This is a genomic window from Ignavibacterium sp., assembly GCA_032027145.1.
Lineage (GTDB): Bacteria > Bacteroidota > Ignavibacteria > Ignavibacteriales > Ignavibacteriaceae > IGN3.
This window is the reverse complement of record JAVSMP010000001.1, coordinates 2,507,557-2,532,682: the sequence shown is the minus strand read 5'-3', so window position 1 is coordinate 2,532,682 and position 25,126 is coordinate 2,507,557. Positions and strand designations below refer to the sequence as shown.

Below are 25,126 nucleotides of genomic sequence, written 5' to 3'. Positions count from 1 at the left end.
TAATAATAAAGCTTAAAAATAAAAAAAGCCGACTCATATTTCAGAGCCGGCTTTTGTTAATGATCTGTTCTATTAAACCAATTATTACTTGGTTAATATCATCTTCTTTGTGGAACTGAATTTCTGTCCGTCTATACCATTGGCTTCTAATCTGTAGAAATATACACCGCTGTTCAATGAACTTGCATCAAAGGAAACCTTCTGGCTGCCGGCTGACATCTGTCCATTTAACAAGCTGGCTACTTCCTGACCCAATACGTTGAATACCTTCAGACTTACTTTGCTATCTACTGCTAAACTGAAGTTTATTGTTGTACTTGGGTTAAATGGGTTTGGATAGTTTTGATCTAATGTATATTCACGTAATCCTAATACTTCCACTTCTACTGCTTTTGAGTATTCAAATGTTCCATCTAAATCTACTTGTTTTAGTCTGTATGTATAGGTACCTGTCTCTAAATTCTGATCTACAAATACATAGCTGTGTGCACTTGTTGAAGTTCCGTGACCTGCTACAAAACCTACTGACTGATAGTCACTGCCATTGCTTCTTTCAATCTGGAAACCACTGTTATTCAATTCGGTTGCAGTTGTCCAGTTTAAGGTTACTGAATTATTATCTGATTTGGCTGTAAATGATGTCAACTCTACTGGTATTACCTGTCTGATACATAAGTTATCCCAATAGATATAATCTATGTTGAATGTGTAACCGTTGTAAGTTATCTGAAGTTGTGCATTCTCTGAACCTGTTGCAGGTGTTGTAAATGTACCTTCAATCAATGCCGGACCAACATTTGCTGTTGGGTCAACTACCTGATATAATACTTCTTCAGTTGTGCCGCCATCATAAGTGATACCTACTGTTACTGTTCCGCTTGGGGCAGCATAATAATCAAGGAAGAAATTAAATGAAAATGTTGATGCTGTATTATTTACTAAAGAAATAGCATTTGATCTAATTAAAGATACACCTGTAAATGATGGAGTCCAGCTCATTCTAAGTTCAGGAGCAGTGCCGCCAGCATTTGCTGAAGGATTTGCTGACCAGTTTGTTAATCCCAATGGTCCAACAATTGTCCAGTTGCTTAGATTAGCAAATGGTTCGCAATGTTCAACTAAATTTGGATCCTGAATTGTTCTGAATGCCCAGGTTGAAGAAGAGATATTACAAGTATCTATCTTATTAACGACTCTCCACTGATAATTTGTAAAATAATTTAATGTACCCGGTACTGCCCAGTTTGTTACTGGTGCACCTGAATAAACTGATACCATATTACCAGTAGGACCGAAAAATACTTCAACACTTGTTGGTGGAACTGATCCGGGTCCGCCATTTGACCAGCTTAAATTTACACCGGTAATCGGAAGATCAACAGAGTTATTTGCAGGGGTTGGATTATCAGGTGTTTGAACTGGACATGGAGGACCAAGCTGTTCAACAACTGCGGCGATATTCCAATTAACATTAATACTTCCTCCGGTTGCATCATAAAGTCTTTGCCAAGCTCCACTCAGGGCAATCCAATCACCATTAATAACTGCAGGACCCGCATCACAACCGGCTGGATAGGTAGAAGCAGTATGAGTAACTTCATAACCAACCCAAATATCATTCCCGGTAATAGGAACAGGTGTAGCTAAAGTAATTGTATTCCAACTAGTACCTGTAACACTTAAAGTTTCAGAATACAATAATGTTCCGGGAGTAGTAGGTGTACCTTGGTCATAAATTTTTAACACGCAAGGACTTGGAACATCATTTATATAAATTATTACCTGTGTTAATGACTGCCCTGCGTATGCCGCCATCATACTTGCAGGAAAACTTGCAGATACTTCAAATGTACCTCCATTGGTAAGACCAATCGCATCATCATTTACCCCGCTGTCCCATCTTAGTGTAGTTGCTTCAGTATTATTAGGACTATAGGAGTTGTTATGTTTATTAGCAGCAGTAAATGTATTACCGTCTAATATAGTTTTCTTTTGTGCAAAGACGGCAACCGATAAGAAAAGAACCAAACTCCACAATAGAGCAAAACGAAAATATTTAAGCATAATGAACCTCTCAATAAATGTGTTGAAGAAATAATTAATTAGAGTATCTTTTCAAAGTTTAAGTGTAAGCGGATATTAGTTAAACATAAATGTGATGCAAACAACTTAAACAATAATATGTTTTTTTTCTTTTTAATTCAAGGTCTGTATGAATTTAATGATGAACTATTTCTCCTGTAAAAAAACAGGACATTTGGCAATGATTTTTCACAAACATATTTTTTTGAAATCCAAAAACAGTTTCAATAAAAAAAATTGTCAGTCCTTTAATATTTAAAATTTTAATTTATCGTTTTTTGCAAGTGATTCAATTTCAATTTTTTTCTTGTAATCTTTTAATTGAGATAAAACAGTACTATCATAAAGTGCAATTATTTCAACGGCAAGTATCGCTGCATTCTTTGCTCCATTGATTGAAACTGTTGCAACCGGAACTCCCGGAGGCATTTGAACGATTGATAATAGTGAATCCATTCCTTCTAAAGATTTACCTTTAATCGGCACACCGATTACAGGCAGAGTTGTATGGGCTGCGGTTACTCCCGGCAAATGAGCTGCACCTCCAGCAGCAGCGATAATAACTTTCAATCCCCTGTCAACAGCAGATTTTGAATATTCCGCGTGTTGTTCAGGAGTCCGGTGTGCAGATAAAATTTTTACTTCATAACCAATGCTGAATTCTTTAAGAATTTTAATTGCTTCTTCCATAATTGGTAAATCGGAATCACTGCCCATTATTATTCCAACTATAACATTATTTTCCATTCTATTATTTCCTTAGTTGTTTCTCCAATTAATTATTTTAATTTCATTTCCATCTGATTGTAATAAGACTGCACCAGAATGATCAGTCCTTAATATTTTTGAATTAATCCTATTTAAGTTGTCAATTACCTTTTCTGAAGGATGATCAAATTTATTTTTTATCCCGGCACTTATCAATGCAATCTTGGGCAAAACAAGTTTTAAGAAATTCTCTGATGAACCAGTCTCACTACCGTGATGCCCGACTTTCAATACATCTGAATCAAGAATCCGTGAAAAATTAGCTGCAAGATAGTATTCTCCCTGATATTCACAATCCCCGACAAATAAAAAAGAATTATTTCCATAAACAACTTTCAGGATTCCACTTTTATCATTACTTGAAAGGTATTTATATTGAGTTGAATACGGATCGTTGAGAATGTAAACTTTTGTGTTACCTATTTCTAAAACACTTTTATCATAATGATTTGTTTTCAATCTCATATCTTTAAGAAATTTTTCTAACCTTAAAGATTTTTTTGTAGAATCAGGCAGAGGTCTATAAACTTCTTTAATTCTGCCAGAGTAAATTAAAGAGATAAAACCGCCGTAATGATCTAAATCCAAATGTGAAATAAATCCATAGTCAATTTTATCTATGCCCAGATAATCTAATAAAGGCATTATAACCCGTTCACCGTTATCTAAAAATGGATTTGCTTCACCTGCATCAATTAAAGCTGTTTTACCGTTTGGAAATTTTATTAAAAAAGAATCACCCTGTCCAACATCAATCATTAAAACACTTAATTTATTTTTTGCAAAAAAATCTGAATCATCAAAGGAAGAATAAATTATGATTGAAGCAAAAGCAATTAATGTTATGCTGAGTTTAAACAAAAACTTTTTTGAATTATAATAAGCAAGCAGAACAATACTTAAGAAACCATAATAGATCAGAGAGTCAAACAATGAATAATTTCTTATCCATAAAAATGAAAAGTCAAGCTTACCCGCAAAAGTGATTATCTTTGTTAAAACAAATGTTAAAAGATCGTTGGCAACTGCAAAATATACTGCAGCAAAATTGAAAAAGTATCCGGTTATAATTGTTATAATGCCTATCGCAAGAATGATACCGACTGCAGGAATGACTATAAGATTAGCTAATAAAGCAATAACAGACAGCTTGCTGAAATAGGCAAGTGTAAAAGGCAAAGTTCCGATCTGAGCACTTAAAGAAACAGCAGCAAATAAAAAAATATTCTTTATCAATTTTGATTTTATTCTAAAGCTATTAACAGACTTTTGAAAAACAGGATAAATGACTCCAATTGATATCACTGCTGAAAATGATAATTGAAATCCAGGATTATAAATTTCATCAGGTTTAATAAGCAAGATTACAATCGCAGCTAATGAAACAGAATTCAAAAGATTAGTGCTTCTGTTGGTAATGAAAGCAATAATAATAACAATTGACATTATAGTTGCACGGGTTACCGAAGGTGATGCACCGGTAAGCATCATAAAAAATAATAAAGCAAGAACAGTTAAAGTAGCTCTTGTATAAATTCCAAATCTGCCGAAAGCAAAAACTAATATTATCAATATGTAGCCAACATGCAAACCTGAAACAGCTAAGACATGAATTACACCCGTATTAATAAATTCAGTTTTTGTTTCAAAGCTTATCTCACTCCGATCAGCAAGTATCAAACCCCTGAGAAGAGCAGCTGTTTCCTGATTATGTAACTCCTTAATTTTTGTATCAATACTTTTTCTGACAGAAAATAATAATGACTTAAAAATATTCCGCGAATCATTAACAATCTTTGCACTATCGGTATCATATATTGTAAATATCCCCGATATACTTTTTATCTTTAAATATTTATGATAATTAAACTCGCCAGGATTTCTGTCTTCCCTGCCCTTTTGATAGTTACCAGTGAGAAAAACTTTATTACCGGGATTTATACTTTCGTAAAAGTTTTTTCTATCTGACGAATCATTTCTTAGTTTACAAATCAGCAGCTCCTGATTTCTGTAAAGTGAATCAGCAAGCGTCAAAGAATCAATTCTGACTTTAAACTCAATTTCATAGTCTTTTGCTAATTCAACAGAAATTACTTCACCGTATAATTTTGAGTTTTTTTCTTTGTAATATTTTTCAAATACTGATGTAAATTCATTTGATTGTAACTCAGCAATTAGTAATCCTGTAACGATATAAGATAAATAAAGAAAAATTAAGGGGATAAAATTATAAGACGAGCTTAAAAGTTTTTTGTTAAAAAAATAAATCAGAGTGAACGATATTATTACTATGATTAAAAGCCAGCTTTCAGCGTTTATAAACTGATGTAATATAATTCCAACAATAAAACCAATAGTAAACTTTATTATTGGATAATCTTTCACAAGCAATGCTTAAGAATTGTTGGTTTGATATCAGTCAGATCAATTATCTCTCCGGCAAATTTTTCAGCATACTTACCGGATGATATTCCTAATGCAGGATTATTGGTATGAGTTTTAACTGAAAAGTCTTCAAAGTTTCCATGATCAGAACAAATAATTAAAGATAAATCTGAATTCCTAATTTTATTCAAAAGTGTAAAGAGAAAAATATCAAGGTTATAATATATCTGATTAAACTCATCCTGAATTCTGCCATGCCCTAAATGATCAGTTAGGAAAAACTCATACAGTGTAAAATCATTTTTTAATGCAATGTTGATCAATCTCTCAGCAGCACTTTCAGGAGAAATCACATCAAGTTTATAATTTAAATTTTTATTCCATCTTTCATTAGTAATTTCAGCTGTTAGTGCTCTTCCATCAATTACATCATTTACATCATTTAATTTTAGTCCGCTCGACTTAGCAGAAAGTGCAGTTACATTTAGTCTCGTTTTACCTGAATTCAGGTAATCAAAAAATACCTGCGGATATGCATTAGCAAAAAAGGCTTTTTTATGTGTTTCAATATAATCTTTAAAAATATTTGAACTTTCTATTATTGGTATTGTTGTCGAATACGGAAACGGACCAAAATGTTTTCCAACAAACTTTGGAGCATTCATTCCGCAAAATATTGAAACCTGTCCGGTACCGCTTTGCGGCAATCCATCAACACCAAGATTTGCATCAATTGGAAATAAGCAGCAACCATTCTTATTTAATTTTTTATTTTCAAGAGAAGGTATCTCACCGAATATTTGTTCAAATGATTTAAATCCATATTTAAAAAAAGGATTGTGTTGATAATCTTTCTTTCCAATACCAACGCCATCAATAAATATCATTAAGACAGGATTCATTTTGCTCTGTTATTTTTTGATTCAATAATTATTGTAACAGGTCCATCGTTTAATATTTTCACATTCATCATCGCACCAAACACACCAGCCTTAACTTTTTCTTCACCTATATTATTTTTCATCCGTTCAATAAATTTTTCGTAAAGAGGAATTGCAGCTTCAGGTCGGGCTGCATCAATAAAGCTTGGTCTGTTTCCTTTTTGAGCATCTCCATAGAGTGTGAATTGTGAAATAATCAGAGCTTCACCACCAATATCTTTTATTGACAAATTCATCTTTTCGTTTTCATCTTCAAATATCCTAAGTGATGAACATTTATCAGCAACAAATTCTGTATCGGCTAAGTTGTCATCTGATTTAATCCCCAGCAGTATAACCATACCTTTTGAAATTTCGGCACTATAATTTTCTTTTTGGATATAAACTCCGCCTTCTGAAACCCTTTGAATCACTGCTCTCATAAAAGTTCTCCTTTAATTATTCTCTCAATACCTGAATAGTCTTTTATTATCTGCAGATTTGAAAATCCATTTTCGATCATCATTTCAGTAATAAACTTATGCTGCCCTTTTCCGATTTCAAAATAAATCTGTCCGCCTGAGTTTAATAAATGTTTTGAAATGAAAATAATCTTTTTATAAAATGTCAAACCATCTGAATTATCGGTTAAAGATATTTTCGGTTCATAATTTTTTAATTCCGGTTCAAGTTCATTATAATCTTCCAGAGAAATATATGGCGGATTTGAAACAGCCAAATCAAACCTGCCAAGAGTTTCAATGTTATCATTCAGTATATCGAACTTTAAAAAATTAAGATTGTTTTTCTTAAGTAATGTATTTCTGTTTTTCTCGGAAATAGCAATTGCTTCTTCACTGATATCAATTCCAGTTACATCCGAGTCAGGCAATTTGTCAGCAATAACAATTGAAATATTTCCGCACCCGCTGCCGATATCAAGAATTCTTAATTTGCCTGCGCCTGAATTATTTTTAATAATTTGTTCAACCAATAATTCTGTTTCAGGTCTTGGTATTAATACACTTTGGTCAACAAATAATTTATACCCGTAAAAATCAACATAACCCAGAATGTATTGAAGAGGAATTCTCATTCCTCTCTTTTTTAAAAATTCACGATAAGTTTTTACTTCATTCTCACTCAATGGTTTATCAAACGCTAAGTATAGCTCAAGTCTTTTGCATTTAAGGATTTCAGCTAATAATAATTCAGCATTAATTCTTGCTGATTCAACTCCCTTTTGTTCGAGGTATGCTGTTGAAAGTTTAATTGCTTCTAAAACGGTTAACATATTTTTATTTGAAAAAAAAAGAATCGCTACAGTCAATCAATTATTCTGATAAAAACCTGTAAAGAATGTATCCAAAATTAATCTGGAGAGCAGTAAATGTAATTCCGCTTACAACATCATATCTGTTTGTTTCATTGAGCAAATTCGGATCACCATTAGATTGATATTTATCATAAGTATTATCTGCTTTTAATTTATAATAAGCGCTTACTGCCCCAAGTACTACTGCAGTAGCTGCCAGAATATGAAATCCAGATGAATAAAAGAATGATTCCTCTTTTGGAAGCTGTAAAGAATTAAGTGTAACTATGTTTTGTTTTGCAAGATCATCAGCTATTAAACTTTCAACTGAATAGCCGGGCTTGGTTATTGTTAATATTTTTTTGCTGCGTTCAATAAATAAAGGAGTATTACCAAGCAGTGAATCACCATATAAAACGTATGCGTCCTGCGGAGATGTGTTAAGATAAACTTTTTCTTCAGTTTTGAAACTGAGATTTTTAGTTATACATCCTGACAGAAATACTGAATCTTTAAAAAATGTTTTGTCCCAGTTATTGCTATTTTTTACAACTAAGATCTTATACCAGCCATCCTCAAATTCCGAGTCAAATTTATTTGATACAGAAACGAGAGAATCATTAACAAAAATATTTGCAGAATCTAAATCTGTTTCGATTATCAATCTTGATTTACAATCCTGAGAAATTATTTCAGGAATTATAATCAGAGACAGGAAAATAATCTTAATAAATAAATTCATACGCTGATAACTTTCCATCATCATAACCAATTATTAAAATATTATCATACAGCACGGGTGAAAGCTTGCCTCTTCCATTTAACTCGATTGTTTTTCTGATACTTCCATCTAACTTATTTAAAATACTGAATGATCTGTTCAGGTTTACTGCGATTATTTTACTACTTGTAATCAACGGTGTACTTTGAATTAAACCATCAAGTTTTGTTACCCAGTTTAACGAGCCGTTATTTTGATTAATTGAATACAAGTTTCCTCTCAGATTTCCTATATAAAGATTATTATCATCCAAAGCAGGATTTGATATTATCCTATCACCAGTATCATAATTCCAAATTAACTTTCCTGACAATATATCCACACAATACACAACCCCATTATTATCAGCAAAAAATGCTTTGTCATCTTTAGTTGTGATTCCTGAAAAAACCGGACCGGCAATTTTATTTTTATAAATTATTTTTCCAGTCTGATAATCAAGTGCGATAAAGTTACCATTTATATCCGAAAGAAGTATTTTATTATCTGCTAATGCAGGATTAGAATAATTCTTTGAGTTTGTTTTGGTGCTCCAGATTTCTTTAGCAGCGATAGTAATTTTTTGAACTTCACCTCTTTCAGTGCAAAGAATAATATTATCATTTTCCAAAATCATTTCTGAAAGAACTCTGCCTTTAATCTCTATATTAAACAACTCCAAACCCCTGAATAAATCATAAATTATCAGCTCTGTTTTATTTTCGTTATCAATTACAAGTGCATAAACCAGATTGTAATTTCTTATAAGCGGAGCAGAAAAGACTGAACCTTTTGATCTTAGAACTCCAATTTGTCTGCCTGAATAAACATCAAAACAAAAAATTCTTCCGCCAAGATCGCTTGTAAAAATTAATGAATCTTTAACCACAACCGATGAATTATTGAAACCGCCATAAACATCCTGATTCCATACCTCGATCAATGAATCGGATACTTCGACCGGATTATAGAAATTTCTGCCGGAGCTGCCTCCAAACATTAAATGCTGGTTTTCATCTTTATCAAAGGAAATTTTTATCAATGATTTAGCGCATCCATAAAAGAAGATAATTGAAATCAGTATTATTAAATATAAAGGCTGTCTCATCAGAAATCCCATCCGAAGAAAAACTGATAGAACAGACCCGGCTGAAACTGAGTAAAATCTTTTTCAATTTTCTTTCCGATATCATATCTCAAAACTAAAACATTAAACAGGTTAAATCTTATACCTGCGCCTATACTTCCATAAGTAGTTTTATATTCTGTATCCCACGCACTTCCCATATCAAAGAATGCCGCACCGCGTATTCCGAAAAAACCTATATCAAGAATCGGGAACTTAATAACTATCTGATCAATAAGTGGAAATCTGAATTCCAGTGAAGACAACCACATTTTTTCACCTCTGATAGACCAGCGAGGCCAGCCTCTTAAATCCCAGCTTCCGCCCATAAAATATCTGCGTGCTTCTTTTCCTTCGTTATAAAATAAACCTAATCTTAATGCTAATGCTGTTTGATAACTTAATCTCTGATAAATCCTGTAATCAGCTATTATACTGAAATAATTAATATTACTGTATTTTATATCGCTTGTATATCCGAGAAGCAGCATTACTCTTGAACCGTCAATCGGACCGCTAGGACCCCACAATGAATTGTCTTGAATATAAGCAACGGAATTACTTAGCATCAGGGATTTTCGTGATGTTATGCCTTCGATAATTCCGCGATCAGAATTTATAAGTGTTACTGTGTACTCAAGTCTGTTAAACTTAGATATAGGATAGGCAAGAAATACTGATCCGCCAAAACTTCTTTCAAAAAAGAACTCATCTGATTCCCTTATATCATATCTGTTACCGCTGAAATTAAAAACACCGAATCCGTAATTAACTCTTTTGGAGAGATTGATTTTCTGCAGTGCAACATTAAAACTCTTTAATATATCACTTTGAATTGTTGCTGTGTTATAAAGCAGGAATAAATATTTATCATCGCCAAGCATATCACTAAGACCTAGTATAGCTCCGCCGCTCGTCCCAAAAACAGGATTTGTTGAAACAACCCCTGTTGCAATATCAAGTGAGTATTCATTTTCATATTCAACCCTTTTAATATCATAAGTATTCCCATCAAAACCTGCTGTCCATTTACCATACGCTTTACTTAGGTCCATCGTTAAAAATTCTGTTGAGTCAATATTTTCATTATTTAAATACATACTGTAAAGATGGAATGAAAAATTCTGAAAGCCTGCAAAAATTAAGATAGAATCATTCATCAAACGCGGATCAAAGGCACTGGTCAAAAAGTAAGTTACTTTATTCATCACTTTTAAATCAGAATCCTGTGCAAGTTTCATACTCCACACATTCCTTATTCCATCAGCATCCGAAGTAATAAATAATTCCTGCTTGTTATCAGATAAAACCGGATTATAATTATTGAATTGGTTGTATGTCAGATATTTAATTTCATTTGTTGTAAGGTTGTAGCTGAATATATTATAATTTTTTTCAAAAGCGCCGGAAGTTCTGTCAGATGAAAAATAAACTTCTTCATTCAAACCGAAGCTTGGATCTCTGTCGTCATAATAATCATTAGTCAATCTTGATAAAGAATCCTGAATAATATCGTAAACATAAATATCGCTATAACCTTTTTGATCAACAGCCTGAAAAACAATTCTGTTTCCATTTGGTGAAAACTTTGGTGATGTTATATAAATGAGATAATCTTTTTGCAGGGAATTAATAATCTTGTTTTCTTTAACTGAAAAAAAATGAATTGCATCAGTTGCATCACTTTTTGCTGCAAATACCAGCAATCCATCTCTGGAAATATCTATTGCAGATTGAAGTAAATGAAATGCTTCAAGTTCAGATGTCTGCTCAGCAGAAATAACTAATTCCGGATCTTCAGCAGGAACCATATCTTCATTTAGCTCAATCCTGTAGATTGAAGAGTATCCCGTTCTGTTTGCAACAAAGTAAATAAAATCTTTTTTATCCTGTTTATAATGAACAGGTGAAAAATTGAAACCAAAATCAGTTAATTGCTTTGCTCCGACATTAATCGGCATTTCTGATTGATAAAGCGGAAAATATTTTTTTCTGAGATAATACTGCCATTCAATATCAATTTGCTCTATCTTCATTCCCAGTATATTTTCTATTACATCATTAAAAGATGAATACATCCAGAAATTTTCTAACATCAATTCGATTTTATCAGTTCCATATTGTTCACCTACAAACTCAAGAAAACTCTGTCCTTCTTTATACATCAGATAAGTTCCGGAAATTCTCCAGATATTTTCAATTCCGAAATGATAGTTATTTAATACAGCATCACGCATAACCATCTCTGCTTGAGCATCGGGTTTTGTGGAATAATACTCGGCAAGACCTTCTACAAACCATAGAGGCGGCATCCGGTCTGTTGATAATCTATGGTCACGCAGCACTCTGAATATTTTATTTGTCATAAAAACATGAACAAGTTCATGTCTGATTACATGTCTGAAATCTGTCAAAGAACCGGTTGATGGTATAACAACCCTTCCTTTCATAAACTCAAAAAATCCACCAACACCCTCAGGTATAAAACCCGGTGTAACATTGGTTTGCTGAAAATGATTTGAAGTGTTGTAAAATATAAGCGGAATTTTCCTGGTAATTATATTGTTTGTTTTAACTTTCAGCTCATCAAATATTTCTTCTGCAATACCTGCACCAATCTCTGCAATGCCTACATTTTCTCCATAGTAGTAAACATTAAAATGTTCAGTCCGCAGAATCTTCCAGTCAAAATCTTCGTATTGAACTTTATTTCTGCCGAAGTAATAAAACTGCGCATTTGAAATCTGATAAAACATCAGACACAGCAGCAGTGAATATTTCAGTGTGCTTTTCAAAAAAAAATAATTTGTTTTTGTCAGCTTAGTTTTTCTTTAAGCGTGTGGATATTATCAATTTCACTTGGATCATATCCTCTTAATACGCCTGTGTAATAACTTATCCAATCCGAAAGATAAATCAAATCCAATAGCCTGACCTTAAAATTATCTTCATTGCTTTTCAGATCAATGATTTCTACACCGGCTTTTTCAAATAACTCTTTAAGGATGGAAAATCTTTTTTTGGTCTGAGGATGATAACTATCATCTTTTATGTTGATAACCTTTGCATGAAATATCTTTTCCTGATAAGACTCCCAACCAATGATTTCGTTGTGATTCATTTCAGGCACTTCGTGATGAAAAGCATGCAGTTTAGAATTCTCGTTAAGCTGACATTTAAACCTGTAGCCAACTGAGTTTGTAGAATCTGATACAGAATAGATAACCGGAATAAATCCGATAAGTGATTTAGAAATTGCAACAGCATGATTATCTTCAGCTGAGTATAGTAATCCTTTTTGCTGCCAGATTAGTCTGATTTTTTCTACTAAATCTGACTGATCGCTGATTAGTTTTAAATGCTGAAATAATTTGAGAAGTGAAAAGAAACTTAATCCAAGTGCATATCTTGGCTGAAAACCTTTTAGCAGTTTTATATTATAAATGCTGTTAGCTTCAGCAATCTCTGTAATTTTTCCGCCTGTAGAAATACAAATAATTTTACAATTGGATTTTATTGCTTCGTTCAAGGCTGAGATAGTCTCCTCAGTATTCCCTGAATAAGAAGAAGCAATAAACAGTGTTTTCTCATCAGCATATTTTGGCAGATTATAATTTCTGTTAACCGCATAAGGTACAGTCAATTCATCAGCAATAAAATTTCTTAAAAGATCTGCACTTATTGCTGAGCCTCCTAAACCGCTTACGATAATATTGTTTATATCTTTTATATCAATTCCGGTTATGCTTAATTCATTCTTCCATGCATATTCAATTTGCTGATAAGAATTAATTAAAACATCAAATTGATTTTGGGGATCGTACTTTTGAACATATTCTTTAATTTTCATAATTATATAATATTCCTTGTTCTTGAAATTTCATTCTCTTCAAAAAATTTCTGCACTTTCTTTTGGATATCTATTTCAGTTTTACATTGTAAACATTCATTAGCAAGAACTTTTGCTTTTTTAAATTCAAAACTTCTGATAATCCTCTTAGCATTTAGAATTGTAGCAGGGCTCATACTTAAAGAATCTAAGCCCAGCCCGACTAATAAAGGAATTGCAAGTGTATCGGCTGCCATTTCACCGCAAATGCTCACCGGAACTTTACCTTTTTTTGCTTCTCTTACAATATGTGCAATCGTTCTAATTACAACAGGGCTGAATTCCTGATACAGATTTGAAACCAGATCATTACCTCTGTCAACTGCCATTAAATATTGAATTAAATCATTTGTTCCAATGCTAACGAAATCAATTTCATCTGAAAATTCTTTAGCCATAACCGCAGCAGACGGCACCTCTACCATTATACCGATTTTCATCTGATTATCGAATTTAATTTTTTCTTTTCTAAGTTCGCTTTTACATTCCTGAATCAGTTTTATAGACTGCCAAATCTCTTCAAGTGTTGTAATCATCGGAATCATGAATTTAACATTTTTATTTTCGCTTGCTTTTAAAACTGCACGGATCTGAGCTTTAAATAAATTTTCATTTTCCAGCAGAAATCTTATTCCCCGTAAACCAAGAAAAGGATTAGGTTCTTTGTATTCGTTTATTCTGAATTTATCACCGCCAATATCATAAGCCCGGATAGTTAAAATTTTCGGATACATTCTTGAAGCAAGTTTAGAATAAATATCAGTCTGCTCTTTTTCATCTGGAAATGAGCCAAGCTCATTTAAGATTTGTTCTGTACGGTAAAGCCCGATTCCATTTGCACCAGTTGTAAGCACCAGATCAATTTCGCCGGTAACATCAACATTAGCTTCAATATTAATTTCCTTTCCATCTAAAGTTTTAGCCGGCAAATTTTTTAATTCTTCCAAACCTTTTTGAAGTATCAAAAGTCTTTCTTGTTTCTCACGGAAAAACTCTAACTGCACTTCGGTTGGATTGATAATTACATAGCCATGAAAACCATCAACCACGATCTGCTCACCATCTTTTATAAGCTGAGTTGCTTTTTGTGTTCCTACAACTGCCGGCAGATTAAGTGATCTGGAAATAATGGCAGCGTGCGAAGTTAATCCGCCGTGATCAGTAACAAATGCTAATGCTTCTCTCCGTGAGAATAATAAAGTATCAGCAGGAGTTAATGATTCACTAACAACAATAAGGTTTTTTTCAATTTTTGACTGCCATCGTTTCTTCTGCAGATTACGGATTATTCTTTGTTTTATATCTTCAATATCATGTGCGCGCTCTTTCATATAGGATTCGTGTGAAATAATCATCAACTCCTGATATTTAGAAATCTCATCAGCTACAACAAACTCTGGCTGCACCATTTCATTCTGGATTCTTTTCTTAATATGTTCCAAAAGAATCGGATCATCAAGAATCATTAACTGAGCTTCGAATATTGCAGCACGCACTCCATCCATTTTTTCTCGGGCAAACCCAAATATTTTGTTCAGTTCTTTTTTTGAATGTTTTATCGCTTCCTGAAAATTATTAATTGCTTCATCAGCATTTGTAATCGGGGTTTTACTTATTTCAAGCTTTTCTTTGGAAAATAAAAAAGCTTTTCCAATTACAATTCCAGGAGCAGCGGCAATACCAATTATTTTATTATCTGAGCTTTTATAAATTTCTCTAAAAGATTTCATAATTCATCAAATCCCCTTTCAAAGTAAGCTGAAATTTCTTCACAAGCTTGTTGTTCATCAGGTCCGTCAAAAGTCAGTTTTAGCTCTGAACCTATATCAGCAGCTAAAGTCATTACGCCAATAATGCTTTTACCATTAATGTTCATTCCATCTCTGTAAATAAAAAAATCACTTTTGTATTTAGCAGCAAGCTTAACGATAGTTGCTGCAGGTCTTGTATGCAGCCCGGCTTTATTAACAATTTTTACTATTTTTTCAATCATTATTTATTTCTTTTGATTAATAAATCTGCAAGCCAATAGAAAATATCTATACTTAATTTATCTGATAAATTATCAATTGATCTTAAAGCATTTTCAGTACGCTTTTTTATAGCTTTCTTAGCTTCATCCAATACACCTAATCTTTCATAAAGTCTTTTATATTTTTCAATCTGATTTGAGCGAATACCTTTATTCTTAATAACTTTCAATAAGTCTTCTTTATCTTTACCAACTGCTCTATCTAAAGCAACAATGAACAAAAATGTTTTTTTCCCTTCAAGCAGATCTCCGCCGATTCTTTTCCCAAATTCAGCTTTATCTGCGGTGATATCAAGCAGATCATCCTGAATCTGAAAAGCAATTCCTAAATGGTTTCCGTAATCAGCCAATGATTTTATGTCATCATAATTTCCGTTTCCAAGATAAGCACCGATTTCGCAGCAGGTTTGAAGCAAAGCAGCGGTTTTCTTGGATATCATATCAATGTATTCATCAAGTGTAACATTTGCTTTTCTTTCAAATTCAGTATCAAGACTTTGTCCCTCGCAAACTTTAACTAATCCATTTGTAAAAGAACTAATTACCTGTTGGGCATTTATATCGCAGTCTTTTAACAAATACTCGTACGCAACTGCTAAAAGAGAATCACCAGCAAGAATAGCAGTGTTTAAATTATATTTTTTATGTAATGTCAGATTACCTCTTCTAAGGTCGGCATTATCCATTATATCATCATGAACTAAAGTAAAATTATGCAGCATCTCAACAGACAAAGAAGCATTGTAAACCTTCTGTGGTTTAGCGCCAACAGCCATTGCAGATAAGATAACCAGCAGAGGTCTTAATCTCTTTCCGCAGCTTTCCAAAATATAAGATGATGGACCATATAAAGATTCAGGTTTCCTTTTCTTTAAAGCATTCGCAAGTTTTTTGTCAATTACAGCTCTCTGCTGCCCGTAAAACTTATTGAATTTATTATAATCAGAATCTTTCAAAACAAAAATTCCTTCCTGATGATTTTATCTTTTTTTAATTCGCTTAGATTTTTAGAACCAGTTAAAAACATTACATTTTTAAGATAATCAAACCAGCTGATTATAAGAGTATTAACACTTTCTTCACCATTATTTATAAGTGTCTGCAGTATTATTCTTGCGGAAGCAGCTAAATCAGAACCAAGTGCAAATGCAGCAGCAAGATCGTATGCAGAATTTATACCGCCTGAGCCGATAAGATGAAAATCAAATTTCTTTTTAAGAGGATAAATTTCTTTCAAACAATAAGCAGTCGGTAATCCCCAGTCCCAAAAAGTATTTTCATTTTTTTTGTTTCTCAAAATTTCAACACCTGCCCAGCTTGTTCCACCGGCACCAGCCACATCAATCCCTTTTACTCCCGTTTCAAGCAGTTTAATTGCAGCATTTTTACTTATACCTGCACCAACTTCTTTAATAAAGATTGGAACTTTTGATTTACTTATTAACCTTTCAAGTTTTTTTAACAATCCGGTAAAATTTGGTTCACCTTCCTTCTGAAGCAATTCCTGCAATGGATTTAAATGAATATAGAAAGCATCTGCCTCAAGCATATCAATAAGTTTAAGAACTGATTTTAAATCTTTTGATTGCACTAATTGAGCTGCGCCAATATTACCAAAAACAGGAACAGCAGAAGAATTCTTCCTTATTATCTTATAGCTATTATGAAATTTTTCATCTTCTAACGCTTGTCTTTGGCTTCCGACTCCAATAGGAATTTTTAGGTACTGTGCAACATTAGCAAGTCTTTCATTTATAAGCTCTGCTTCACTGGTACCGCCAGTCATACAAGAAATTATAAACGGATACTCGATGTGGTAAGAAAATAATTTAGTTCTAAAAGAAATTTTGGAAAGATCAACTTCAGTTATTGCATTATGGATAAACTCATATTTTTCAAATCCATTTGTTTTGGTTTTGAATGAAACATCATCAGTCAGACAAAGATCAATGTGCTCCTTTTTTCTTTTAGATATATCTGTTATGGATTCTGTCATTTATGAATTGCTATAAACTTTAGGTGCAAAATATATAAAATAAAATAAAGTTGCAGTTGCACTTAAAAGATATGAATGATTTTGAATATTTGTTTTTCCTGAAACCTGTTATCTAAATTAAAATTCATTCTTTATTTTTCATTGTTGATAAATTAATCATTCTAAGGAATAATAATGAATAAACCGCGTCTATCTTTCTGGCAAATCTGGAATATGTCTTTTGGGTTTCTTGGAATCCAGTTTGGTTTTGCTCTGCAGAATGCAAACGTCAGCAGAATCTTTGAAACGCTTGGAGCTAATATAGATGCAATCCCGGTTTTATGGATTGCCGCACCTGTAACCGGATTAATAGTTCAGCCGATTATTGGTCATATAAGCGATAAAACCTGGAATAAACTTGGAAGACGAAGACCTTTCTTTTTAGCAGGCGCACTACTTGCATCGGCTGCTATTGTTATTATGCCTAACTCACCTGTGTTATGGGTTGCTGCCGGAATGCTGTGGATTATGGATGCTTCAATAAATATTTCTATGGAACCATTCAGAGCATTTGTAGGCGATATGCTGCCTTCTGAACAGCGAACAGTTGGTTTTTCTATGCAGAGTTTTTTTATCGGTATCGGAGCAATTGTTGCATCTGCATTGCCATATATGATGACAAATTGGTTCGGTATTTCTAACACTGCTGCTTCCGGTGAAATTCCGGATTCTGTAAAATTCTCATTCTATATCGGCGGTGCTGTTTTTTTACTCGCAGTCCTTTACACTGTTTTCTCAACTAAAGAATATTCACCCGAAGAATTAAAAAATTTCAGTGAGCATGAAAATAAATCAGATATAAGAAAACCTGTTTCCGATAAACCAATCTCTGCATCAGCATTTAATAAATACGGATTGATTTGGATTATAACCGGACTAATAGGTTCAGCAATTCTATATTTTATTCTTAAAGAAAATGATTACGGACTTTATGTTCTATTTATGGGTTCTGTAATTTTTGGTTTACTGCAATTGATTGCGGGGGTTATCACTAATCAAAATAAAACTTCATCTGGCTTAGTTTCTATTCTAAATGATCTTTACAAAATGCCTAAAACAATGAAACAGCTTGCTGTAGTTCAGTTTTTTACTTGGTTCGCTTTATTTGCAATGTGGATTTACACAACGCCGGCAGTAACTCATCATATTTATGGTGCAACTGATCCTGCTTCGGAATTATATAATCAGGGAGCAGATTGGGTTGGTGTGTTAATGGCAGTATATAATGGCTTTGCCGCCATTATGGCTTTTGCAATTATGTGGATCGCAAAATTTACAAATCGTAAAACTGTGCATATGATATCGTTAATTATCGGAGGAATTTCATTTGCTTCTTTTTATGTAATTAAAGATCCAAACCTACTCTTAATTTCAGAACTTGGAATCGGATTAGCCTGGGCATCAATACTTGCAATGCCTTATGCCATTCTTGCCGGCTCACTTCCTGCTGAAAAGATGGGAGTTTACATGGGGATCTTTAATTTTTTTATTGTAATTCCGCAAATAACTGCAGCGGCGATACTGGGATTTTTCGTCAGATCAATTTTTAATGGTGAAGCAATTTATGCACTTTTACTTGGCGGCGTCTCAATGATATTTGCCGGAATCTTTACATTGTTTGTCGATGATGTTGATTAGAATAATTTCTGAATCAGTTCATCTTTTGTAATTGATAATTGATTAATAATCTCCTTTAAAATATTATTGAGAGTTTCAATCTTGATAAGATTATATTTTGGAATAGTAATGTAAAATTGATTTTCTTTCTTTTATCTTTATAGATAGGCAATATTACTTCCTACTTGTATCGATTGATGATAGCGGATCTTATTTAAATTACAAATAAGATCTTTAGTATTAATATCTCGAAGAATTTTCATAATGATATTTGTTCTTCTCTGAGAAATCTTATATTAATAAATGAAGGCAAATCAGCATCATCAAAATGACGGTGAACTGCTATGCTTCCTTGTCTTTGCTCTTTCGTTTATTTGAAAAAGTAACTCTTCTTCTACTCTTCACAACTTCAACAATATTATCGCGGCAATACCAACTATTAAAGCAATTTTGCCAAACAGGTTAATTTTTTCTTTCCAGAAAATATATGCTCCGATTGCTGTCAGCAGTATTACGCCAATGTTTTGAACAGGAAAAACAATAATAGCTGGTAAAGTTAATAATGCGGCTAATAGAAAATGTATTGTTAAAACATTTGGAAGACCAAGAACTAAACCAATCGTATAGGTTTGTTTATCAAATTTTACTTTCGCTGATAATATTCTTGTTAAAGTATAAAGGAATGCAAAGAAAAAGATCAGGAAGACAAATGTTTCTTTCTCAGCAATATCAAAAGTCCTTTCAAATATTTTCATTGAAAAATCAACAACACCAATTCCAATTAACAACAAGAAAAGATAAAAATATTTTTTTACGGAGTTTGCAACACTATCGTGATTTTTAAGTGATAAATAAAACAGAAAGAGTGTCAACAGAACCAGAATAAATCCTGCAATCATATTTTGATTTGGTTTTTCATCAAACAATACGATTGAAAAAATAACCGGAATGATTATAGATAATCTCGCACTAACAGTAGCAAGTGCTGTTCCTGCAAAACTGATCGCTTTTGAATATATCACAAAAGTTTCTGCAAATATTACCCCTAAGATTGCTGCAAACAATGCAGTATTTAATGAAAAATTAAATCCGCCTTTAAATATTATAATACCTAAAGCAAAAACAGAAGCAGTAAGATAATTACCATTTATTAATAGCATTGTATTTGTTTTTCTTACGCTTCCGTATTTAAGGATAAGAGCTAAACTTGATGAGCAGATAATTGTTAAAATTAAATATATCATTTTAAATCCATCGTAGGGAACGAACTCCTGTTCGTTCCTATAAATTTTTTAATTTTGACTGATAATGAACATAAATTACAACACAATTCATTTCATCGTAGGGAATGGACTCCTGTCCATTCCAATTAATTATTTTTATTATTGTTTATAATTTGGATTGATCAGGAGATCAATCACCACATTTTCTAAAATCAATGTCCACCTTTTTGATGTGATACGAGATCAGCAGTTGACCTTGGTTCTTTAATGAACAACCAGAAGACAACTGAAAAACAAACAAAGACCCCACAAAGAATATAAAGCAATTGATAATTTTGTGTTTCTGAAATAATATTTGCTACTCCCTGACTCATCATTTGCGGTAAAACAACGGCAAGATTAAATATTCCCATAAACAATCCCATTTTATTCTGATTTATTCTTTCAGTAACAATTGAAAATACTATAGAGATTACTGCCGACCAACCTATGCCGGTTAAAAACATTCCAGAATAAAAATTAAGTTCCTGTCTTCCAAAAAATGCGATATAAAAATATCCGACTGCACTAAAGACTAAAGCTGCTGTATATGTTCTTACTCTTCCTATCTTTTTTGCTATTGCAGATAATGCCATTGGAAATACTGCACCAACAGCATTGAGGATTAAAAAACCCAAAGAAATAATATTACCGGTTGTTGTATCTTTTGTTTGTTCAACACCGGTTAAGAATTCGGCAAATTTATTAGCAAACACATTTGTAAGATCAAGATTTGGAATGATCTGCTTGTCAATAAAAAAGCCCGTCATCACAAACATACTTTGAAATGCTATCCAGGTAAAAGTGTGGGCAAGCATTATTTTTTGAAACTCAATGTTATCAGATTTATCTGTTTTACTTTTGTATATAATATATATTCCGATTATGACTGTATAGATCAATGCTAAAATCAAAAGCGGATTGTGAATTGTTCTTAATTCAATTTGATAGAAATGAAAAATCAAACTGAACACACCAAAAACTAAAAATCCATAAAGGGGAAAAATTGATTTAAAAATATCCATCACAGTATGAGCATCTTCTTTTGATTCTTTAAGACCTTCTAATTCTTTTGGTTCTTCAATCAACAAGATTGGAAAGACAGAACAAACCAATACAAATACTGCGGCAATTAATAAGAGAGTTTCATTACCAAATACCATAGAAAGAAAATATGCCAATACACCAAAAGTACCTGATATAACCTGCATCCACACATAACCTGCAGTTCTCTTCTTCCCTTCTGGCGTAAGGTCTGCAATAATAGATCTGGCTGGATTGAATGTAACGTTGATAGACAAATCCAGCATCAAAGCTATTACAGAAGCAATTAAAATTATATTAGTAATTCCAGTTGCTTCAGAGATAACACCAATTTGTGGTAAAGCTAAAAACATTAATGCACCAATAATCCCCCCTATAATTATAAAGGGTCTGCGTCTTCCTTTCATAAACCAAACGTTATCGCTTATCATTCCAACAATAACTTGTCCAAATATTCCTGCGAGCGGACCAGCAAGCCAAACAAAGGCAACTTCATGAATGTTTAAACCGAATTTTTTATTTAATATCCAGCTTAAAGCCGCAATCTGTGTTGAAAGTGCAAATCCAACTGCTGTAGCCGGTAATGCAAGTATTGCATAAAAAGTGTTTGTAAGTTTTTTCTGAATTTCTAACATAAATTTTTACCTTGGATTTTTTTCTACATTTCGAGCAAAAATATTTCTGCAGTTTTTCTTTTAATATTTATTTTTCTTTTCTCTGTAATCTCAAGCTCTTCATTTGTTTTAATGTTTTTAATCTTTTTAGTTAAGCCAAGTGTTTCTTTATAATTCTGCAAATCAACTTCTGTATCCGCATCATTTCCATTAATAACAATCATAGTTTTTTCATTTTCTGATATTCTGAAATAAACATATACGTTATTGAACGGATAAAAATGAATCAGTCTGCCTTCTGAAAGTGATCTGTAACTTTTTCTGATTTCAATTAAATTCTTTGTAAAGTAAAAAATATCGTTTTGATAATTATTTCTTCCGCTTTCAGTAAAAGCATTTTGTTTATCATCTTCAAATCCACCTGGGAAACTTGATCTTATTGTACCATGTCTGTTATCACCAATTATTCCAATTTCTGATCCATATAATATTTTTGGTATTCCTCGTGTTGTTAGCAATATCGTTAATGCAGTTTTGTATTTATCAACATCATTGTTTGCAACAAATAAACCTCTTGCTATATCGTGGTTATCAATAAATGTTAACAAACTGCTTGCATCGTGATATAAATAATCTTTAGCGATAGTGTTAAACACTCCCTCAAGATTTTTTTTGCCGCTCAGATAATCTCTCAGAGCATCAGATAAAGCAAAATCTGTAATACACGGTAAATGTGAATCCGGTTTAATACCAAATTTATTCTTCTGTTGATAAGCTGCAAGGAAAGCAGGTTCACCTGTCCAGATTTCTCCAACAATATTTAAAGTCGGATACTCCATTAAAATTTCTTTTGTCCAATCACTCATCGCATACTGATTGCAATATGGATATGTATCCTCCCGGATCCCATCTATGCCTGCGTATTCTATCCACCAGATTGTGTTTTGAATAAGATATTTTTTTAAGAAAGAATTGGACTGGTTCAAATCCGGCATATAATCTTCAAACCATCCATTCCAGGTTTTGTTTACAGCTTCATCCGGACTATAAAGATCGGGAAAAGTCATTTTATTATGATTTGCAGGGAGATGATTTTCTACAGTTCCGTTAATCCAATCTTTAAATGGAAGATCTTTCATCCACCAATGATTTATTCCGATATGATTTGAAACGTGATCAACAATGATTTTTAAACCTTTTTGGTGTGCTTTACTAACAAGTTCCTTGTATAGTTTATTACTTCCAAACCTTGAATCAATTTTATAAAGATCAGTCGCTGCATAACCGTGATAACTCATCCACATATTGTTTTCGAGCATGGGAGTTATCCAGATTGCAGTAACGCCAAGGGTTTTCAGATAATCCAATTTGGAAATTATCCCTTCAATATCTCCGCCCTTTCTTCCGTCCAAATCATTTGAAGTAAATTGTTCCAAGCTGTCATCTATCTTGTTATTTGCAGGATTACCATCACAAAATCTATCTGCCATTATCAGATATACAACATCATTTTGATTAAAGCCATTATATCTGTCTTTACTATTTTCTCTATGCTGGATTGGATATTTAATTACAGTATCTTGTTCACCTAAGCTGAATCCAATTTCAAAGTTATAGTTGGGTTTTAAATTTTCAGGAATAAACACGTCAAGAAAAATGTAATTTGAGTTATCTGCTTTATGAACCTTTACAATTTCAACAGGACCGTGCTGCGGATAGATTTCAACTTCTGAAATATTATTACCATAAACCATTATCTGAACTGTATCATGTTTCAATCCTGTCCACCAGTTTGGCGGTTCAATTCTTTCAATGTTAAAATGCTGCGCAACAACTGAGATTGAAAAAATCAAATTCCAGATAAATAACTTTTTACTCATTTAATTCCGATTTTTACTGAAACAAAATTAGTTAATATTTGTTTTGATTACAGTATATGTTATCAGGATTTTTACAGTTTTCTTCGGATTTATTGGTTTGTTCAGTTTATATATAAAGCGTAATTTTATAATGTTCTTTTTAATATTTTTTAAAAAGAGTGAAGTTCTAGTAATAAACAAAATCAAGGGAGAAAAATCGTGAAAAACAAATCTTTCATTTCTTTAATACTTGTCCTGTCAATTCTTTTTTTTGCCTGCGATAAAGAAGAAGATTCAAAAGATCCAAACATTATAAATGGTGAAACCAATATTGGTATAAATACAGTTGGAAATTCGTTTGGGGCTTCAGTAAAAGTGGGTAATACAAATACCAATATTTGGGATTCAGTTTACATAGTAAGTAATAATAATGGTATAATAACTTTAAAAGTTAAAGCGGATTTAACAAAATCGCCGGCACTTTCATCAATCAATGCTGCAATTCCTGATGTTTATAAGGATCAAAGTGGAAAAATAGACGCAAGTGTTACTTTTAAAAGTACCTCAGAAGGAATACAGGATTATGGACTTTTCAATAAAACTGGGAAATACCATACAATAGCAAAGTATGATGCAGTTGTTGGTGATACTTATCCTATGAAGAAAGATGATGGAACAGAAATAGTAAGAACTGTAACGGAAAGAACAAATCAGGATGATTTCCCTTATGGCTTTTATTCTATCAAAACTATAAAAGTTGAAGAAGACCCTAAGATTCCGGGTATTAAAAAGAAAGTTTACAGAGTTAATCACAAATTTGGTTTAGTATGGTTTGAAATCGAGATGGAAGATGGTTCAAAAGCCAGTTCTTATATCTATGCTAATTATACAAACTAAATTCTGATCACGATGAATATTCTTCTGCCAAGGAAGTTTAGATTAGCAGGATTTATTCTTGCTTTTATTGGAATTGTTCTTGGTGTTATTCGTTTTTACTTTGATATAAAACTAAAGATTTTTGATGTCAAAGTATTTGCAGTTTACTCCAAGTATTTTGAAACTAATTATTTAAGTATAATATCAAATCATGTATCAGAGGAATTGACAGCCTTGTTTTTAATAACCGGGCTGTTTTTTATTTGCTTTTCTAAAGAAAAAGATGAAACTGAAATACTGCAGGAACTTAGGATAAAATCTTTTCTTTTAACGTTCTATTTAAACACTGCGTTCATCCTTTTTTCATTTCTATTTATTTATGGTTTTGTATTTATAAACATACTTATAATTAATCTTTTTAGTCCATTCATTATTTTTATTGTGGTATTTAATTGGCTCAAATTCAGAGCGAAACAAAACAGCAATAACAATCTGAGTATCAGTAAATAAAAACTTTAATCAGGATTCCTTGCATTTTAATA

20 protein-coding genes are annotated in these 25,126 nt (G+C 32.5%); 3 read left to right on the top strand and 17 right to left on the bottom strand.

The genetic code is table 11. From position 1 onward, the window contains the following. Positions 1-84: 84 nt before the first annotated feature. The 14 genes from ROY99_10655 to fni form a co-directional block, all read right to left on the bottom strand. Complete coding sequence (locus ROY99_10655; protein MDT3696839.1) at positions 85-2,064, bottom strand: T9SS type A sorting domain-containing protein; 1,980 nt, start codon at positions 2,062-2,064, stop codon at positions 85-87. Between the two features lie 273 nt (positions 2,065-2,337). Beyond that, the gene (gene purE, locus ROY99_10650) at positions 2,338-2,829 is read right to left on the bottom strand and encodes a 5-(carboxyamino)imidazole ribonucleotide mutase (protein ID MDT3696838.1); all 492 of its coding nucleotides are present in this window, start codon (positions 2,827-2,829) and stop codon (positions 2,338-2,340) included. A 12-nt stretch (positions 2,830-2,841) separates the two neighbouring features. Then, on the bottom strand, positions 2,842-5,235 hold the full coding sequence (locus tag ROY99_10645) for a DNA internalization-related competence protein ComEC/Rec2 (GenBank protein ID MDT3696837.1): 2,394 nt from the start codon (positions 5,233-5,235) through the stop codon (positions 2,842-2,844). Further along, positions 5,232-6,137, bottom strand: a complete 906-nt coding sequence (locus ROY99_10640) for a metalloenzyme (protein ID MDT3696836.1) — start codon at positions 6,135-6,137, stop codon at positions 5,232-5,234. The genes ROY99_10645 and ROY99_10640 overlap by 4 nt, the downstream gene beginning before the upstream one ends. After that, the gene (gene dtd / locus ROY99_10635; protein ID MDT3696835.1) at positions 6,134-6,598 is read right to left on the bottom strand and encodes a D-aminoacyl-tRNA deacylase; all 465 of its coding nucleotides are present in this window, start codon (positions 6,596-6,598) and stop codon (positions 6,134-6,136) included. Before dtd ends, ROY99_10640 begins: the two co-directional genes overlap by 4 nt. After that, the gene (prmC, locus tag ROY99_10630; protein ID MDT3696834.1) at positions 6,595-7,449 is read right to left on the bottom strand and encodes a peptide chain release factor N(5)-glutamine methyltransferase; all 855 of its coding nucleotides are present in this window, start codon (positions 7,447-7,449) and stop codon (positions 6,595-6,597) included. The genes dtd and prmC overlap by 4 nt, the downstream gene beginning before the upstream one ends. 40 nt (positions 7,450-7,489) lie before the next feature. Next, positions 7,490-8,212: a hypothetical protein gene (locus ROY99_10625; GenBank protein MDT3696833.1), complete on the bottom strand. Its 723-nt coding sequence runs from the start codon at positions 8,210-8,212 to the stop codon at positions 7,490-7,492. Next, positions 8,196-9,338 carry a PQQ-binding-like beta-propeller repeat protein gene (locus ROY99_10620; protein MDT3696832.1) on the bottom strand — a complete coding sequence of 381 codons (1,143 nt, stop codon included), beginning with the start codon at positions 9,336-9,338 and terminating at the stop codon, positions 8,196-8,198. The genes ROY99_10625 and ROY99_10620 overlap by 17 nt, the downstream gene beginning before the upstream one ends. Next, complete coding sequence (locus ROY99_10615; GenBank protein ID MDT3696831.1) at positions 9,338-12,112, bottom strand: hypothetical protein; 2,775 nt, start codon at positions 12,110-12,112, stop codon at positions 9,338-9,340. Before ROY99_10615 ends, ROY99_10620 begins: the two co-directional genes overlap by 1 nt. Positions 12,113-12,171: 59 nt before the next feature. Beyond that, positions 12,172-13,206, bottom strand: a complete 1,035-nt coding sequence (locus ROY99_10610; protein ID MDT3696830.1) for a bifunctional phosphoglucose/phosphomannose isomerase — start codon at positions 13,204-13,206, stop codon at positions 12,172-12,174. Positions 13,207-13,208: 2 nt separating this feature from the next. Continuing rightward, a complete protein-coding gene (gene ptsP, locus ROY99_10605; GenBank protein ID MDT3696829.1) occupies positions 13,209-14,975 on the bottom strand; it encodes a phosphoenolpyruvate--protein phosphotransferase in 1,767 nt (588 codons plus the stop codon). Further along, positions 14,972-15,238 carry an HPr family phosphocarrier protein gene (locus ROY99_10600; protein MDT3696828.1) on the bottom strand — a complete coding sequence of 89 codons (267 nt, stop codon included), beginning with the start codon at positions 15,236-15,238 and terminating at the stop codon, positions 14,972-14,974. Before ROY99_10600 ends, ptsP begins: the two co-directional genes overlap by 4 nt. Then, on the bottom strand, positions 15,238-16,233 hold the full coding sequence (locus tag ROY99_10595) for a polyprenyl synthetase family protein (GenBank protein MDT3696827.1): 996 nt from the start codon (positions 16,231-16,233) through the stop codon (positions 15,238-15,240). The genes ROY99_10600 and ROY99_10595 overlap by 1 nt, the downstream gene beginning before the upstream one ends. Then, positions 16,230-17,273, bottom strand: coding sequence for a type 2 isopentenyl-diphosphate Delta-isomerase (fni, locus tag ROY99_10590; GenBank protein MDT3696826.1), 1,044 nt, complete (start codon positions 17,271-17,273; stop codon positions 16,230-16,232). Before fni ends, ROY99_10595 begins: the two co-directional genes overlap by 4 nt. Before the next feature lie 174 nt (positions 17,274-17,447). Between fni and ROY99_10585 the strand changes: the two genes are divergently transcribed. After that, positions 17,448-18,950: an MFS transporter gene (locus ROY99_10585; protein MDT3696825.1), complete on the top strand. Its 1,503-nt coding sequence runs from the start codon at positions 17,448-17,450 to the stop codon at positions 18,948-18,950. Positions 18,951-19,330: 380 nt separating this feature from the next. Here the strand turns inward: ROY99_10585 and ROY99_10580 are convergent, their stop codons facing one another. The 3 genes from ROY99_10580 to ROY99_10570 form a co-directional block, all read right to left on the bottom strand. Further along, the gene (locus tag ROY99_10580; protein ID MDT3696824.1) at positions 19,331-20,173 is read right to left on the bottom strand and encodes an EamA family transporter; all 843 of its coding nucleotides are present in this window, start codon (positions 20,171-20,173) and stop codon (positions 19,331-19,333) included. A 191-nt stretch (positions 20,174-20,364) separates the two neighbouring features. Further along, positions 20,365-21,870 (bottom strand): MFS transporter, encoded by a 1,506-nt coding sequence (locus tag ROY99_10575; GenBank protein ID MDT3696823.1) that lies wholly within the window; start codon positions 21,868-21,870, stop codon positions 20,365-20,367. Between the two features lie 23 nt (positions 21,871-21,893). After that, positions 21,894-23,729 carry an alpha-amylase family glycosyl hydrolase gene (locus ROY99_10570; protein MDT3696822.1) on the bottom strand — a complete coding sequence of 612 codons (1,836 nt, stop codon included), beginning with the start codon at positions 23,727-23,729 and terminating at the stop codon, positions 21,894-21,896. 198 nt (positions 23,730-23,927) lie between these two features. On the opposite strand from ROY99_10570, the gene ROY99_10565 reads away from it, so the two are divergent. Both ROY99_10565 and ROY99_10560 read left to right on the top strand, forming a co-directional pair. Further along, positions 23,928-24,605, top strand: coding sequence for a hypothetical protein (locus ROY99_10565; GenBank protein MDT3696821.1), 678 nt, complete (start codon positions 23,928-23,930; stop codon positions 24,603-24,605). 12 nt (positions 24,606-24,617) lie between these two features. Then, positions 24,618-25,094, top strand: a complete 477-nt coding sequence (locus ROY99_10560; GenBank protein MDT3696820.1) for a hypothetical protein — start codon at positions 24,618-24,620, stop codon at positions 25,092-25,094. The last annotated feature ends 32 nt before the right edge of the window (positions 25,095-25,126 follow it).

What these genes read in the sequence shown, in the direction of transcription:
- ROY99_10655 (MDT3696839.1), bottom strand. Translation starts at nt 2,064, where the DNA reads ATGCTTAAATATTTTCGTTTTGCTCTATTGTGGAGTTTGGTTCTTTTC.
- purE (MDT3696838.1), bottom strand. Translation starts at nt 2,829, where the DNA reads ATGGAAAATAATGTTATAGTTGGAATAATAATGGGCAGTGATTCCGAT.
- ROY99_10640 (MDT3696836.1), bottom strand. Translation starts at nt 6,137, where the DNA reads ATGAATCCTGTCTTAATGATATTTATTGATGGCGTTGGTATTGGAAAG.
- dtd (MDT3696835.1), bottom strand. Translation starts at nt 6,598, where the DNA reads ATGAGAGCAGTGATTCAAAGGGTTTCAGAAGGCGGAGTTTATATCCAA.
- prmC (MDT3696834.1), bottom strand. Translation starts at nt 7,449, where the DNA reads ATGTTAACCGTTTTAGAAGCAATTAAACTTTCAACAGCATACCTCGAA.
- ROY99_10625 (MDT3696833.1), bottom strand. Translation starts at nt 8,212, where the DNA reads ATGAATTTATTTATTAAGATTATTTTCCTGTCTCTGATTATAATTCCT.
- ROY99_10620 (MDT3696832.1), bottom strand. Translation starts at nt 9,338, where the DNA reads ATGAGACAGCCTTTATATTTAATAATACTGATTTCAATTATCTTCTTT.
- ROY99_10615 (MDT3696831.1), bottom strand. Translation starts at nt 12,112, where the DNA reads ATGTTTTATCAGATTTCAAATGCGCAGTTTTATTACTTCGGCAGAAAT.
- ROY99_10610 (MDT3696830.1), bottom strand. Translation starts at nt 13,206, where the DNA reads ATGAAAATTAAAGAATATGTTCAAAAGTACGATCCCCAAAATCAATTT.
- ptsP (MDT3696829.1), bottom strand. Translation starts at nt 14,975, where the DNA reads ATGAAATCTTTTAGAGAAATTTATAAAAGCTCAGATAATAAAATAATT.
- ROY99_10600 (MDT3696828.1), bottom strand. Translation starts at nt 15,238, where the DNA reads ATGATTGAAAAAATAGTAAAAATTGTTAATAAAGCCGGGCTGCATACA.
- fni (MDT3696826.1), bottom strand. Translation starts at nt 17,273, where the DNA reads ATGACAGAATCCATAACAGATATATCTAAAAGAAAAAAGGAGCACATT.
- ROY99_10585 (MDT3696825.1), top strand. Translation starts at nt 17,448, where the DNA reads ATGAATAAACCGCGTCTATCTTTCTGGCAAATCTGGAATATGTCTTTT.
- ROY99_10580 (MDT3696824.1), bottom strand. Translation starts at nt 20,173, where the DNA reads ATGATATATTTAATTTTAACAATTATCTGCTCATCAAGTTTAGCTCTT.
- ROY99_10575 (MDT3696823.1), bottom strand. Translation starts at nt 21,870, where the DNA reads ATGTTAGAAATTCAGAAAAAACTTACAAACACTTTTTATGCAATACTT.
- ROY99_10570 (MDT3696822.1), bottom strand. Translation starts at nt 23,729, where the DNA reads ATGAGTAAAAAGTTATTTATCTGGAATTTGATTTTTTCAATCTCAGTT.
- ROY99_10560 (MDT3696820.1), top strand. Translation starts at nt 24,618, where the DNA reads ATGAATATTCTTCTGCCAAGGAAGTTTAGATTAGCAGGATTTATTCTT.